The 15,903-nt window shown below is 38.4% G+C and carries 13 protein-coding genes and 2 pseudogenes; 14 read left to right on the forward strand and 1 reads right to left on the reverse strand.

What is annotated here, in order from left to right:
- The first annotated feature begins 92 nt into the window (after positions 1–92).
- From QNI08_RS06880 to QNI08_RS06910, 7 genes are all read left to right on the forward strand, one after another.
- Positions 93–1,280, forward strand: coding sequence for a hypothetical protein (locus QNI08_RS06880; RefSeq protein ID WP_285766674.1), 1,188 nt, complete (start codon positions 93–95; stop codon positions 1,278–1,280).
- A 17-nt stretch (positions 1,281–1,297) separates the two neighbouring features.
- Positions 1,298–2,524, forward strand: a complete 1,227-nt coding sequence (locus QNI08_RS06885) for a Zn-dependent hydrolase (RefSeq protein ID WP_285766675.1) — start codon at positions 1,298–1,300, stop codon at positions 2,522–2,524.
- A 2-nt stretch (positions 2,525–2,526) separates the two neighbouring features.
- Positions 2,527–3,720 (forward strand): amidohydrolase, encoded by a 1,194-nt coding sequence (locus tag QNI08_RS06890; protein ID WP_285766749.1) that lies wholly within the window; start codon positions 2,527–2,529, stop codon positions 3,718–3,720.
- A gap of 645 nt (positions 3,721–4,365) precedes the next feature.
- Entirely contained in the window at positions 4,366–5,025 is a 660-nt protein-coding gene (locus tag QNI08_RS06895; protein ID WP_064461936.1) for a GntR family transcriptional regulator, read from the forward strand.
- Between the two features lie 488 nt (positions 5,026–5,513).
- Positions 5,514–6,800 (forward strand): mandelate racemase/muconate lactonizing enzyme family protein, encoded by a 1,287-nt coding sequence (locus QNI08_RS06900; protein ID WP_285766676.1) that lies wholly within the window; start codon positions 5,514–5,516, stop codon positions 6,798–6,800.
- Between the two features lie 469 nt (positions 6,801–7,269).
- A complete protein-coding gene (locus QNI08_RS06905) occupies positions 7,270–8,634 on the forward strand; it encodes an MFS transporter (protein ID WP_285766677.1) in 1,365 nt (454 codons plus the stop codon).
- 96 nt (positions 8,635–8,730) lie between these two features.
- The gene (locus QNI08_RS06910) at positions 8,731–9,393 is read left to right on the forward strand and encodes an RraA family protein (RefSeq protein ID WP_285766678.1); all 663 of its coding nucleotides are present in this window, start codon (positions 8,731–8,733) and stop codon (positions 9,391–9,393) included.
- A 419-nt stretch (positions 9,394–9,812) separates the two neighbouring features.
- Here the strand turns inward: QNI08_RS06910 and QNI08_RS06915 are convergent, their stop codons facing one another.
- The gene (locus tag QNI08_RS06915; RefSeq protein ID WP_285766679.1) at positions 9,813–10,454 is read right to left on the reverse strand and encodes an FMN-dependent NADH-azoreductase; all 642 of its coding nucleotides are present in this window, start codon (positions 10,452–10,454) and stop codon (positions 9,813–9,815) included.
- A gap of 262 nt (positions 10,455–10,716) precedes the next feature.
- Between QNI08_RS06915 and QNI08_RS06920 the strand changes: the two are divergent.
- From QNI08_RS06920 to QNI08_RS06950, 7 genes and pseudogenes are all read left to right on the forward strand, one after another.
- A pseudogene (locus QNI08_RS06920) lies at positions 10,717–11,135 on the forward strand (Rrf2 family transcriptional regulator).
- A gap of 315 nt (positions 11,136–11,450) precedes the next feature.
- Complete coding sequence (locus QNI08_RS06925; protein WP_285766680.1) at positions 11,451–12,224, forward strand: SDR family oxidoreductase; 774 nt, start codon at positions 11,451–11,453, stop codon at positions 12,222–12,224.
- Between the two features lie 45 nt (positions 12,225–12,269).
- A pseudogene (locus QNI08_RS06930) lies at positions 12,270–12,748 on the forward strand (IS1595 family transposase); the annotation flags it as partial.
- Positions 12,749–12,880: 132 nt separating this feature from the next.
- Positions 12,881–13,096, forward strand: a complete 216-nt coding sequence (locus tag QNI08_RS06935) for a hypothetical protein (RefSeq protein ID WP_285766681.1) — start codon at positions 12,881–12,883, stop codon at positions 13,094–13,096.
- A gap of 196 nt (positions 13,097–13,292) precedes the next feature.
- Positions 13,293–13,529: a hypothetical protein gene (locus QNI08_RS06940; RefSeq protein ID WP_285766682.1), complete on the forward strand. Its 237-nt coding sequence runs from the start codon at positions 13,293–13,295 to the stop codon at positions 13,527–13,529.
- 9 nt (positions 13,530–13,538) lie between these two features.
- On the forward strand, positions 13,539–13,793 hold the full coding sequence (locus QNI08_RS06945; protein WP_285766683.1) for a hypothetical protein: 255 nt from the start codon (positions 13,539–13,541) through the stop codon (positions 13,791–13,793).
- 673 nt (positions 13,794–14,466) lie between these two features.
- Positions 14,467–15,786 (forward strand): GntP family permease, encoded by a 1,320-nt coding sequence (locus QNI08_RS06950; protein ID WP_285766684.1) that lies wholly within the window; start codon positions 14,467–14,469, stop codon positions 15,784–15,786.
- Positions 15,787–15,903: the final 117 nt, after the last annotated feature.

Below are 15,903 nucleotides of genomic sequence, written 5' to 3' on the forward strand. Positions count from 1 at the left end.
TGAATATAAAGAATTAACTTTTAATTTATATAATTCAGTGATATTATTTTATGAGAATTTTCAAACTATTATACAGAAGGTGAGGCACTCAAATGTCACAGATGTTGGCTTTGGTAATTGTAATTTTGATTTTATTTGTAGGGGACATAGTGGCGGTTCGAACGAAAGCCTGGGTACCTTCCGTTTTTATTTCAGCGATTTTGTTTCTAGCTGGTTATTGGACGTTTTTCCCGCAGGATATCGTTTCAATTGCAGGTGTTCCGCCCGTAGTGGCAACCATGATGATGTACCTTTTGATCACGAATATGGGAACGCTGCTTTCGATACGGGAATTGATGAATCAATGGAAAACGATTGTCATCTCCCTGGCAGGCATCCTTGGTATAGTGGCATTATTATTTGGAATTGGCATATTTATCTTTGATTTGCAAACGGTGCTTGTCGCGATTCCTCCTCTAGTCGGCGGCATGGTATCTTCGATAATCATGTCGGAAGGAGCGGCAGATGCAGGTCTTACGAGCTTATCCGTCTTTGCCATCGTAATTTATGTGATGCAAGGCTTCGCTGGCTATCCTTTGACATCCATTGTGTTGAAGAAAGAAGGCAAGAAGCTTCTTGGGCAATATCGAAATGGACAATTGGCTGTCAAAAAGAGTGCTTCGGCATCTGATGCGGGAGGCATGGCGGAACTTAAGCTGTTTAAAAAGCTTCCGGAAAAATATAATACGGAATATTTTAAATTTTTCAGGCTCGCGGTTGTTGCTTTTCTCGCTTATCTAGTTTCAACTGGTTTGGCTCCGATTATTTCCATCAATGCTTTTGTTCTTTGCTTGCTTTTTGGGGTCATTGCAAAAAGTATCGGTTTCCTGGAAAGACAGGCTTTGCAAAAAGCGAATGGGTTTGGTTTTGCGATCATGGCCCTCATGCTTTTCGTTTTTGACGGATTAAAAAGTGCAACACCAAGCATGATGATGGAAATCCTTTATCCTCTTGTCGTTTGCATTATCTTGGCTGTGCTGGGGATGTATATATTCTCGTTCATAGCAGGGAAGTTATTAAAAGTCAGCAAGGAAATGGCCTTTGCTGTATCCTTGACGGCATTATACGGTTTTCCAGCCGATTACATCATCACCAATGAAGTGGTCAATTCCTTGACAAAGGATGAAAAAGAAAAAGAAGCATTGCTAAGTCATATGCTGCCGCCGATGCTTGTTGGCGGATTCATATCAGTAACGATCGTTTCGGTCATTTTAGCAGGAATATTCGTGCAATTTTTGTAAGATGGGAGGAATTATAGGTGAGTCTTGTTGAACGTATAGAAAAACAAATAAATGATTTGAGCAGATATACAGCAACACCAGGAAAAGGGACTACCCGGCTAACGTATAGCAAGGAAGACTTGCTTACTCGGAATTATATGAAAGATAAAATGATGGAGTATGGATTAACGGTTCGGGAAGATGGCTTGGGGAATATTTTTGGAAAGCTTGACGGCACTATAAAGGATGGACCGAGTGTGCTGCTCGGTTCACATTTTGATTCCGTCCCGAATGGCGGTGCGTATGACGGGCCAGCTGGCGTGATTGTCGCTCTTGAGGTGGCAGGCCTTTTTACCGAAAATCGATTGAGACCTAAATATCCATTGGAAATCGTTGCGCTCATTGAAGAAGAAGGTTCTCGTTTTGGCGGGGGACTAATGGGGTCGAGAGGGATGATCGGCTCGCTTAGTGAGGAAGGTTTTAAAAACCTGAAGGATAAGGAAGGAATCACAACAATAGAAGCGATGGCAAAAATCGGACTCGATAGTTCCCTTCCGAAAAAGCGAGAATCGGACACCATCAAGTCCTTCCTCGAATTGCATATAGAACAAGGGCCCATTCTTGAAGAGAAGAATATCCCCATTGGGGTTGTAGAAGCCATCGTTGGGATAACCCAACTGGAAGTAACGGTGGAAGGGAAGGCGGGACATGCAGGTACAACTCCAATGGATCGCCGTACCGATGCATTGGTTACGGCTGCCCAAATCATTTCCCGCTTACCGGACTTAGCAGTCAAGGAGGGAGAAGGTACGGTCATTACCACGGGCCGCCTTCATGTTTTTCCAAATGGGGCAAACGTCATTCCCGATAAAGTGGTATTTTCGGTGGACATTCGATCTGGCAAGGAAGAACATATTACCCGTATCATCAGCAAAATACATGAACTAATTGATTCCTTTCATGAACAGGGCTTCCACACAACTGCTGAACAGCTGTTATATATGCCGCCTAAAATCTTGAATGAAGGGATTAGCGTTTTATTAAAAGAGAAATGTGCCGATTTAGGGATTCCATACTGCTCGATTAACAGCGGAGCAGGCCACGATGCGATGGTTTTTTCCGATGTGACTGATGTCGGCATGCTGTTTGTTCCTAGTAAAGCAGGATTAAGTCATTGTCCAGAGGAATGGTCTGATGCACGTCATTTGGCGAATGGTGTGCAAATATTTTATGAAGTGGCCAAACGATTAACGGAGGTAGAATGAAGATGATCAATCAAACGATAAAAGCAGCTATTCAAGACCACGGTGCTGAATTGACGGAAATACGCAGAAAACTTCATAGCGAACCTGAGTTATCTTGGGAGGAAGTAAATACGACTGCATATGTTTGCGAATACCTTGAAAAATTAGGAATCACTTACCGGAAAGCGGAACCAACAGGCGTTATTGCGGAAATTAAAGGAGGCAGGCCTGGAAAAACGGTAGCATTACGAGCGGATATGGATGCACTTTCTGTTGAGCAATTAAATAAAGATTTGCCATATGCTTCAAAAGAAGCGGGGAAAATGCATGCATGCGGTCATGATGCACACACAGCCATGTTATTGATTGCAGCAAAGGCCTTGAATGCCGTTAAAGAGGATGTACCAGGGAATGTTCGTTTGATCTTTCAGCCAGCTGAAGAAGTGGCAGCAGGTGCAAAGGAAATGGTCAAGCAAGGGGCAGTCGAAGGAGTCGATAATGTTTTTGGCATACATATTTGGTCGCAAATGCCAACAAGCAAGGTCGCTTGCACGCAAGGTCCTTCCTTCGCTTCAGCAGATATCTTTACCGTAAAGTTTAAAGGAAGAGGGGGGCATGGTGCAATGCCACAGGATTGTATTGATGCAACCATCGTTGCTTCTTCCTTCGTCATGAATGTTCAAACTGTCGTATCAAGGACGGTCGACCCGCAACTTCCAGCTGTTTTGACTGTTGGGAAAATGGACGTTGGCACCCGATTCAATGTCATTGCAGAAAATGCCGTCATTGAAGGGACCGTCCGCTGTTTTGATCCCAAAACACGTGACCATATTGAACAGCAGCTCCAGGTTTATGCTGAAAATGTTGCCAATATCTATGGGGCCACTGCTGAGGTTGCGTATAAACGCGGCACACAGGCTGTCATCAATGATGCCTCCAGTGCAAAGCTAGTGCAAAAAACGGCAGTGGCTGCGTTTGGAGAAGCCGTCTTATATAATGAAAAGCCCACAATGGGCGGGGAAGACTTTAGCTTCTTTTTAGATGAAGTACCTGGAAGCTTCGCATTGGTTGGTGCTGGGAACGCTGAAAAAGATACGCAATGGGCCCACCATCACGGGAATTTCAATATCGATGAGGATGCGCTTGCTACAGGTGCAGAGCTTTATGCTCAATATGCATGGACATATTTGACCGAAGGAACTGAAAATATAGGCTAACGTGATGAATATCATAAAAGAAAGAGGGGCAGCTGATTGGCTGCCTTCTTTCTTTGTAGACAATCCCGATGAAAATTGAGTTTGTCTACAATTTTTTTGTTTATGTGTTTTGGTTCTTAAAGATAGTGAAAGCGGCTCGACTGTAAAATCCCTCGATGCTTCAGTAAGAGAGGAAGAACACGTGGGATATCTTACACGGTAAAAAAACATACAGAAAAGATTAATCAACCCCTAACACAAAGCCCAAAAACTAGAAAAATAATAAAGGTGAAATATGTATTTAAAATTACACCTCGATAGAATATATTTAACATTGGTTTTCCTGAATATAGCTAAAAATTTGATTTTTAAATTTAAATTTCGCTATACTGATTTATAGTAGTTTTTTCATCATCATAAATTGAACGCTAAATGCTTTGCTTATTACGGGAATACTAGCTGTATGTTATTATTGGTAAATATAAACTTAATATAGGAAAAAATTTAATTGTAAGTGTAATTGTAACGGCCTTTTATAAAGTACCGCTCGATTACCCTTTTGTGTTTCCGGTTACTAGAGCAATTGGCATCACTTTTCAATAAGAATGGAAACCAATGTGGAATTGAGGTAGTAAACGTATAACGAAGGAGGAAAATTGAACAGAAATGGCAAAAGGATCATTAAAGGATGACGTAAGGCATGTATTGAGAGAAGACATAATTTCCAATAAACTCAAGCCAGGTCAAAGAATAGTAGAAACGGAAATAGCAAAGAACATGGGTATCAGTCAAGTTCCCGTCCGAGAAGCTTTAAGAGGTTTAGAGGAAGAAGGTCTTGTTAAGTCAATAAAATACAGAGGACCATTCGTAACCGAGATTAATGTGTCGGAGATGTATCATATATTTTTGCTGCGTTCAGAAGTTGAAGAAAATGCTTTATCGCATATATTACCGAACATAACCAAACGAAATATAGGCGAACTATACGATATTATAGATAAAATGGCATTAATAAATAAAATGGATAACTACTCTGCCCAGTCGGCTTTAGATTTAGAATTTCATTATACAATTATTAAATGGTCAAATATCGATATTTATAGGAGAATATGGAAAACTCTTGATGGACATATCCGGAGATTTATTATGTTCATGCATCCCATGATTGAAAATAAACAGAAAGAAGTTTACAATGATCACCTTAATCTTGTAAAAGTTTTAGAGTCTAAAAACATAGAGAAGGCAAGAACAGCCTTTAAAAATCATATCATGGAATATTTTCTTGAAAACAAGGAACTGATAGAACAAATATCCAATGATAAATGAAGGGGTGTCCCAAAGTAATCTTTGAGGACACCCCTTTTAATATTGCGCATAATAAATATTTTATTTCGGCAGAAGCGTACCTTCCCTTTAGGACTATAAAAATGGTAAATAAGTGAAATGAAGCCAGAGTTGTAAACCGATATTTAGTAAAATAGGCTTTTCTTTCGTCAAGGTTGACTGAAGCAACGCCCCCTCCCCAGGGAACATGAGTATTTCAATAACTAATTAAACAATATAAGTACGTACCTTAAAATTATATATAATTTTAAATATTATATATAATTCGTTGACGAAAGTGTCCTTATTAAATATAATACTGTTAATAAAGTATAATATTGTTAATTATATATAACTTTATTGTCCTTCAAATATTGAAAAAGTGGAAGGGGGTATCCTTGAAGCTTCCATACGAGTAAAAAGCCCATCAACAAATGCCATCTGCTTATATTACCAATTTTCACGAATGAGTGTAGTTAAAAAGGAGAGATATGATGAAGATTATTGATGTTCGTACAGCTGTAGTAGAAGCTAACTTTGATTGGACTTATGTACGCGTTTACACTGATAAAGGTACATTTGGTACTGGCGAGTGTTTTTTTGCTCCTGGACTAACCAATATCATTGAAGATCTTAAACAAGTTATTATCGGGAAAGACCCACGCAATATCGAGCGCTTGTTCGTAGAGTTACAACATGCTACTTCTGGAGCAGGATCTATTGCCGGATTTGCCATTAATGCTATCACTGGTATTGAATCCGCGTTATGGGATTTGAAAGGAAAAGAGTTAGGTGTACCTATTTATCAATTATTAGGCGGAAAATACCGTGATAAAATCCGGATCTATTGCGACGCTCATGGTGGAGATGACCTTGAATCTTTGAATAATGTGTTACGACCGAGACAAACAAAATGGATGACAGAACTAGGAGTTCGAATGGAACATGAAAACCCTGATAACGCTATTCGTTTCTTTGGAAGTGATAATTTGGACAACTATACCCCGGAAGCCTATGCGAAACAAGCTCGTGAAACCGTTGCTAAAGGATTTAATGTAATGAAATTCGACGTTGATGTCCCATCAAAATTTACAATGGATGATTACAACCGTGCACTTCATAATATGGAGATTAAACAAATGGTTGGCTTTGTAGAAGCAATCCGCAAAGAAGTAGGTTGGGACATTGATATTGCAATCGATTGCCATTGGCGTTATAACCCAAATGATGCGTTGCGTTTAGCATGGGAATTAGAACCATACGGCTTATTGTGGCTAGAAGATCCAACTCCTCCAGAAAATTTAAAGGCACTGTGTCAAGTTACTAAAAATACGAAAACGCCTATAGCTAGTGGTGAAAACCTGTATTTACGCCATGCTTTCCGTGAAGTGCTGGAATCCGGGGCAATGAACATCATAGCTCCTGATTTTCAAAAAGTCGGTGGAATTTGGGAAGCCAAAAGAATTTCAGATATGGCAGAAAATCACTTTGTCGGTGTTGTGCCACATAACATTGCCAGTCCCATCGGTACATTGGCCTCTGTTCACGTAGCTGCTGCAAGTTTAGGATTCATCGCCTTGGAGTATCATGCTGATAGTGTGCCATTCTGGAACGATTTACTTATGCATGAAGGAGAACCCCTTATTCAAAATGGTTATATCAAGGTTCCGGAAGGTCCGGGGCTTGGGTACGAATTAAATGAAATCGTTGCAAAGAAATACGCAAAAGAAGGAGAACTTTTCTTTGGCGAGGTCTTAGAGAAAGTTAAGAACAAATAAAAGAAAGGGGCTCAGAGTGAGTGGTTAAAAATACAAATTAGGTATTTTATCAGGAACTCCAATTTGTATCTACTTATGGAGGAAGAAGCATGTTTACATCAGATTGGCTGTGCGTATAAGTGATGTTTTATCTCATTTGGGCTATTCTTTATCCATGTAACCAGCTAATACCGTGCTGCAGGTGGATAGGCACATGTTCTTAAAAGGTGAATTTACACTTATCAGAAGTGCTCACAAGGCAATACCTGCATGACGTTGAGAAATTCAAATGTTTTTTTTAGTATTTTTCTTTTTTCTGTTTCAGAAGCTTTTAACTGGATTCATGGTCATTTTATTTACTGCTGATGGAGTTTGGCTTGGGAACTGAGTTTACTTGAAGACGTTTCTGAAAGGGTGAGTTTGTTATGAATCGAGTGAATGGTAAAACGATATGGGAAATTAACTGTAAGTCAGATCAAAGGGTGAGATCATGATGGAGCCATTAAAAGATCCGAATCCAGATCAAAGTCAAAAGCCTACTAGATTTAGATTTTTTATCCTGATATTACTTTTCTTGGCGACAGCCATCAACTATATGGATAGAGCTAATTTGTCAGTAGCAGGCTCAAGCCTTCAAGAGGAACTTGGACTTACTTCATCACAATTGGGCTTTTTATTTTCTGCTTTCACCTGGGCATATGTATTTGCTCAAATCCCTGTCGGATGGTTGCTGGATCGTATAGGTCCACGGCGTCTTTATGGATGGGCAATCATTTTATGGAGCTTTTTCACATTGATGATGGGATTCAGTACCCATCAAATATTCACAACCACCACTGCTTCCTTCATGATGCTACTAATCTGTAGAATGCTGATTGGAATTGCGGAAGCACCTGGATATCCAAGTAACGCAAAAATAGCTACGCTATGGTTCCCTAATAATGAACGTGCACGAGCAACCAGTATATATTCTTCTGGACAATATATCGGATTGGCAATTTTCACACCTTTACTTAGTCTGATGGTAGCAAAAATAAACTGGGAATCTGTATTTTTTGTAACGGGTGCTGTAGGAATTATGTTCGGAGTTATTTGGCTCATGTTTTATAGAAACCCCCAAGAAAGCAAGCTTGTGAACAAAAGCGAACTAGACTATATTAAGGCGAATGGGGGGTACGACTCTGGGCATCAGCTAAATATTAGCCGAAAAATCACATTACAAGAGGTCATTTATGTTGTCAAGCAGAGAAGAGTATGGGGAATCTTCTTTGCTCAGTTTGCTGCTGCCTCCACGCTATATTTCTTTTTGACATGGTTTATTGTTTATCTAGAACAAGGGCTCCATCTACCGATAGCTAAAGCAGGATTCATTGCTTCATTGCCTTATTTAATGGCGATGGCGGGGGTATTATTTGGTGGTTTCCTAAGCGATAGCCTATTAAAAAAAGGGGTTTCTCTTACTGCTGCCCGTAAAATACCAATTGTTTCAGGTTTAATCATATCATCGACCATTTGCTTGGCAAACTTTTTTGAAGGGTCACCCATAATAGCGGTTATCATTCTGTCGATTGCCTTCTTTGCAAACGCTTACGCTAATATGGGCTGGGTCGCATTGGGGGATGTATTACCCAAAAAAATGGTGGGTACGGTGGGAGGGATTCTTAATGTCGCAGGAAATCTAGCGGGTATCATCAGTCCTATCATTTTTGGTACTTTACTAGATAAAACTCAAAGTTTTCATTGGGCAATGTATTACACTAGTGCAGTCGCGTTATTAGGCGGAATAAGCTTCCTTCTCATTATTGATAAACTAGAAGTGATTGATTTAAGTAAGGTGGAGCAAATTCGTAAATAAACAATGATAAATTTTTATGGAATCACTCCTACCGCTAACCAATATCTTGCGTTTTGTTTGTAATGCAGCAAAAAAGATAATTAAAGGAGAGGTTGAATGAAAATGAACATTCAAGCGTATTTAAATGAACTACAGGAAAATCTATATACAGCAGTCATATCGGATATTTTAGATAGCCTTGGTTGGAAAAACCAAGCGCTTCCCCTCCATATTCGTCCTCTAGATCCGGATATGGTTATCTGCGGTTATGCTAAAACGGTTCAAGTGGCAGATGTATCACGTGAACCTGAAAAACCATATAAAAAACAAATCGAAGTACTTGACAGTATTCGACCAGGGGAAGTTTTCGTTGGTGATGTTGGCGGTTCAGAGCGTTCAGCATTTTTTGGTGAACTAATGTCGACAGCTACTAAAGTCGCTGGTGGTCGTGGAGCTGTCATTGATGGATTATGTCGTGATATAAAAAAAATTAAAGAGCTAGGATTTCCTGTATTCGCAAAAGGTATGAGACCAACGGATTCATATGCTCGTAATGAAGTAATCGATTATGACGTAACAATTAAAGTGGGAAATGTCATGATTGAGCCTGGAGATTTAATTTTTGGTGATATCGATGGCATTGTAGTAGTACCAAAGGCAATTGAAGAAGAGGTTGTTAATAAAGCTTTTGAAAAAGTTAAGGGCGAGAATATGGTTCGCGATCATATCTTGAAAGGTATGAAAGTATCTGAAGCTTTCGCAAAATTCGGTATTTTGTAAGTGGATCCTTTATAAACATTGAACAAGAATTATGAATTGAAGATTGTGGCGAACCAAACCTTCATTTGGGAAATAAGCGACTTCTAAATATGGTAAAGATTACTTGCTAGCTTTAAAGGCGTTTGCTCTTAAGTTCAAGTAAGCTTACATCTGTATCATCCGTTCATCTTGTTTAACCTACTGATCTTTACTAAAGATATTTAAATTAAACAGAGTAGCCAAGCGCTTTTTTTAAAGCCTTGGCTTTTTCTTTAGATAAGGACTACTTTTCCCTGATTGATACACAACAGAATTGAAGCATTTAGATTAATATAGATTAAGAGAGTGAGAAAACTCTGTAGGAACCGTCGTGCCATTAGTTAAATAAGGAAATGCCCAGTTAATTAATGTTGACATTTCCCTTCTTTTCATAGTAATTCTTATTTAGTAGCCAATCTTGAAGCCGCTTCTTCAGCTTCTTTGTATGTTTCATTCAGTACTTCATTGGGCTCCAGAAAGGCAGTGCCTTGTGCCCGGATCATTTGATAATCTTCGATGCCAAGGAAATTGAACATGGACTTCAAATATTTATGGGAATATTCAATTTCTGTATACCAATCATCATTAGTATAAATGGAGCCGCTTGCTTGGATAACAAGCATCCTTCTGCCGTCTTTAAGCAGGCCGACTGAGCCGTTTTCCGTGTATTTAAACGTTTCACGTGCAATTAATATATTATCCATATAATCTTTTAGCTTTGATGGAATGTTAAAATTATGCAATGGTAAAACGATGACATACGTATTTGCACGTTTAAATTGTTGCAGGATGCCGGACATCCGCTCCATAACTTTTCGTTCTTGGCTTGTTAGCTCTTGTTCTTTTTGTTGTTTTTCCCATGCACTTAAAACCGTTTGATCGATCATTGGCACCGCATCACGGTATAGATTGATCTGTTCGATTGTTTCGCTATCAGGAATTAATTGTTTATATGCCTTCAAAAAATGATTAAAAACTTGTACGCTATATGAAGAAGGGGCATCTACTTTTGGATGTGCATTTATAATAAGGGTCGTGTTCATTTGTATTTCTCCTTTGAGTTATTTTCCCATTCTATTACAGATAAATATAATCGACGATCGAGACTGTCCTTAATATAATCACAATAAGGATATTTGTCAAATTCAATAATTCATCGACTGTCTAGCATTTTGCCTTTGTGACAAACACCCTGCATCCTCCTAAGATACTAGCGATAATCATTAAAACCAAAGCTGTTGAGCATTTAGGAAATATAGTGTCGGGGCTGAATATGCTTTACATGGCCTTGTTTATTTGAGCGATATGGACTCAAAGGATAGTGTCGGCATTAAAGATTAGCGAAATTCCAAGCACTTCGGAGACGTTTCTTTCAGAGGTTTTCGGTAAGGTAACCATAGCTGGAATCGTTAGTTCCGTCTCAGTCGTAAAGGGAGGATATAGGCTAGTTAAGTCACTCGAAGAACATTCCTTGTGGGATGTGATAGAAACTGGAAGGAGTAAAACCAAACTGCCGATGTAAAAATATAGTGAAGGTAGAACTGCTATATGAAGAAAAGGGTCCTTCAATTCTTCTGATACAAATAACTTGGTGATGCCTTGGGGCAGAAGAAAACATGCGTGTTTTTCTCCGTTATAAAAACATTGCCTGGTTGGATAAGGAGCTCATCCTCGTTTTACCTAAGAAAATAAGAACAGGTACTTTTGAGTATTTCAAAAATTAAGTTCTAACTAAATTGCCTTGAATGGTTAGTTAGGGATTTTTTGTTTTTCTAGAACTTATAATTTCTTCGGAAGCTCTCCTATAATGAATATGTTATATAATAATAATTGAATTCCGCTTCCATCATGCATCAGGTAATATGTGAGACGTTCATCCAGGTTGCTTTTGCAGTAGAAGCGAAGAAAAATAATGTGCCTAAGCTGATGGCGGAGCAATACTCGTTGATATGAATTCGGATGACGGAATATTTCGTTTAATTAAAGGGAGTTTTATGGAAATCTGTGAATAAACTTACTTTTATCATGGGGGAAAAATAATGAGCCACTTAAAAGGGAAAATTGCGATCATTACTGGTGTAAGCCGACTGAAAGGGATTGGAGCTGCCATTTGTCAGGAGTTAGCTGAATCGGGTTACCATATATTTTTCACTTATTGGACCGAATATGATTATAAAATGCCTTGGGGTATTGAATCCGGTGAGCCCATGAAATTACAAGAAGCGTTATTGAAAAAAGGTATAAAGGTATCATCCATGGAGCTGGATTTAACTCAGACTCATGCGCCTGAGCTGCTTTTAAACGAAGTCTCCCATCAACTCGGTCATCCGGATATCTTGATTAATAACGCAGCATACTCGACCAACAACGATTATTCCAATATTACCGCCGAAGAATTGGATCGACATTATATGGTGAATGTTCGTGCAACAGCATTATTAAGCAGTAAATTCGCTCAAAGGTTTGAGAAGAAATCGGGCGGAAGGATAGTCAATCTCACTTCTGGACAATTTAAAGGCCCGATGCCAGGAGAATTGGCCTATGCAACGACAAAAGGAGCAGTCGATGCTTTGACCATTACATTGTCAGCTGAACTAGCCCCCTTAGGAATTACGGTTAATGCAGTAAATCCTGGTCCAACTGATACAGGGTGGATGACAGAGGAAATAAAAAATGCACTTAAACCGATGTTTCCCTTCGGAAGAATAGGAAAGCCAAGAGATATTGCAAACACGATTAAATTTCTCGTAAGCGAGGAAGCAGACTGGATCACGGGTCAGATCATTCATTCAGAGGGCGGTTTCAGAAGGTGAGTAAAACCGTTTTTTTGTGTTAGGCAGACAAAAACAGCCTCGTGTGGTGGAAACCCTAAACATAGAGGGATAAGCCACGAACAAGTATGTGTTCTTGTTGCAAGAGACATTACCAAAACAACAGTTTCCCAGGTTGCTTGTATGGGGCGGGTTGTGAAAACAAAGGTCGATAATATGATTGGTTCTAAACTGACAGCCGATAATGTACTTGTTACAGATGCTTGGAGCCTTTAAAACATATGGGAAAGGTAAGGAATAGATCATTATCGCATTAAATTAAACGATGGAAAACACGTTATCAAGGGTTTGTATCACATTCAAAATGTAAATGGTCTCCATTTTCAAATGAAAGAGTGGTTAGACCGTTATAAAGGATTGACAACAAAGTATCTTGATAATTATCTTGCGTGGTACCTGTTTGTAGATAGACGTAGCAACGAAAGAACTAATCACAATATTAAAGAGTCCCATTATCATCATTTGTATTTGAAATGACGGATACTGCTTGTCCAAGTTCAATATAATGTCCAACAAATAATACAATGCAATTGTAAAAGGGGTGGAGATATGGCTGCATTTATATTTTTAGCGTCATCCAAATCTTTTATAATACCTGATGAAATACAAAAATATAATAATTGTACTGTCTTTGGACAATGGAAGATTTTACAGGTTTGTGGGTGAGAATAGTCGATGCCGATGGATGGGGAAAATTGGTCAAATGGCTTTTTATCTTGCCTTACATTTATGAAATCTCCGGTGCTGATAATCAATTATTTTTATTGTATCTTGAAAAAAATTACAATTTCCAAATCAACACGCCTTTGAGAATTATCAAAGAAGATGAATGGATGACCCTGAACCAATTGTGATTAATGCTGGGAGTTTAACGTATCAAAATAAATATGGAACTTATCAGGTGAATCCCCAAAAATGGGTAGAAGAGTTAAGTCATAAGTATTTTTTACAGAATAAGGTATTTCAACAATCGTAAAGTATTAATAACCATTTTTAATGTATGAAAAATAAAAATTGAACTTTAACTGAGCCTATAGATATGGAGGATGTATGGATAAGGAAGCAATTGTTAAACAAATAAAAACAGGTCAAATCTTTGAAATTTTTCTCGATGATATACAAAAGTATACATATGGTGCGGTTATCAGAGGGGACTTAGTCCTTAATAAATATGATAATATTAGCATTGGATATTTAGATGTTTTCTCAGACAACCCTTTAGAGGTAGAAGAAATATATTCATGTATTAGGGAGCATAAATTTTTAATGATAGCTAATTCTGGATAGGCATCAATAATGAGTTATGATTGGAAGTTGACTAGTCAGTATACTGAGGATATATTTTCTGATGAAGAATTACAAAACATTGATTATGTGGCTTGTATGGAAGGAAAATATTACAGAAGCAAAGGAAGTAGTGACAGGGAAATATTTGATTGTGAAATAATAGAGGAGAAAGAGGCTAAAAAAATACCAAACCCATTGGGGATAGTTGGGGATATGGCCATTATAGAGATCTTAATAGAGAGATTTCAGGAAAAGCATATTTAATTTATCATATAGTTGAGAGACTTCCGGTTTTCCGAAGTCTCTCTATTTATGAAAATTTTTATACTAATGCATTTCCTAGCTATTTCTAAATATTTGTAAACCTTCATGATTGGATGGACACTGTATATGCGCCCCATAATTAACCCCTATGTAATAGTAACAAGATTTTAATTTCTCTCCTATCCTAATCTATTAGTAATATAGGATATAAGGATAAAGGAATCTTTGTCGTACGCCATTTATAATTTTTATGAATATATTCTATAAAAAATATATATTTTTATTATATTTATTCTATCAATATAATAAAGCAGGTAACAAATTATAAAGTTAAATGCTTTAAATGAGAAAAATATAATGGAAGCTGTTTCGTTTATTTAGGTATGTCTTATGGGGAAAGCTACGATGGAACCATGGGGCAAGCTTACTTTTATGTAGGTGACAAAGTGAATGGGAAGCAGTCTACAGCTATATCATTTAAAGAGGCAACGATCATTCATTTAAATCATCTATCAGAGAATAAGGGGAATGATAGGGGTATGATTCCGCTTATTTTATCATTAAATTCATCCAGGTATAGCTTTTGTTGAATTGAATCAATGTAGTACTTAATGTGCGTTGATATATAAAGGCCAAAGCCTGTTTGAAGGGTTAATGTTGAGGGGAGAACATTATGGAAATTATTCAAGTGGTAGGTATAGTATTAGCGATTGCATTTATTATATATGCGGCAATGAAAGGGTTTAGCATATTGATTGTCGCTCCTGTTGCTAGTGTTATCGTCATTTTAACGAATCAGATGGATTTGTTTCCTGCCTTGATAGGAAAAGAGAATTCGTATATGACGGGTCTTACAAGTTTCGTGATTAATTTTTTTGCCATATTCATCTTAGGTTCCATTTTGGCGAAGTATATCGATGTGAGTGGGGCGGCGCAATCAATCGCCGAAAAGGTTTTAGAAAAAACAGGCACGGAAAAGCCGTTTCCAGTATTGGTAGCCATTTTCTTTATTAGCGCCCTTTTAACATATGGCGGAATTAGTTTATTTGTGGTGATCTTTGTACTCATTCCGCTTGCAAAACCATTATTCAAGCAATTAAATATTGCATGGAACCTAGTTTTGATTCCGGTTACACTCGGATTTGGTTCATTTACGATGACGATGCTGCCTGGTACTCCATCCATACAAAATGTTGTTCCTACTGCCTATCTGGGTACTTCATTAACGGCAGCACCGCTTTTAGGCATTATCGGAACGGTAGTGGCCATTGCGTTTACACTGTGGTATATGAATTCCATGTTAAAGAAAAGCATGGCTAAGGGAGAAACGTTTGCTGATTTTGATGTTTCCGGTTCGGAGGAAGATGTGAAAAAAGAGCTTCCCAGCGTTTTCATCAGTATCCTTCCTATATTATTATTGATTGCCATCATTTTGGTGGGCAGTACATTAAAAGTGGGCAATATTCTTATAATAGGATTAGTCGTTGCGATCATCGTTTCAGCATTTGTCTTTAACAAATTCATTCCAAGTCAAAAAGCGTTGATAAATGAAGGAGCAAGCGGTTCCATCATGCCCGTTTTCTTAACTTCATCAGCTGTGGCTTTTGGTGTAATCATAACGCTCGCACCTGGATTTAAATATATTTCCGATACGATCTTGGGGATTCCAGGTAATCCGCTAATCAGTTTATCGGTCGCTTCGGCAGTTTTTGGTGCCATAACAGGTTCTTCTTCAGGCGCATTAGGGATTGTCATGCAAGCCTTTGGCCAAAGTTATTTGGATATGGGAATCAACGCCGATGTGATCCATAGGGTCTCAGCGATTGCATCCTCTGTCTTGACAATCATGCCGCACACTGGGGTTGTGCTGACATTATTCGCATTAACGGGACTTAATCACAAAAACGGCTTTACGTATCAATTCATAGGAATGACCTGTGCGAATTTACTTGCACTAGTTGCGGTAATTTTAGCAGCAATCATCATTTATTGACTTCGATGAGAACGTAACTGAAAGGTTCAAGCAACACAAACGGAAATGAACATCTTACGTTACGAAAGATGGACTGCTGGCGGGAACGTCGTAAAACCTTTGGTGAAGGATGCCAAA

Source organism: Peribacillus folii (genome assembly GCF_030271255.1).
Lineage (GTDB): Bacteria > Bacillota > Bacilli > Bacillales > DSM-1321 > Peribacillus.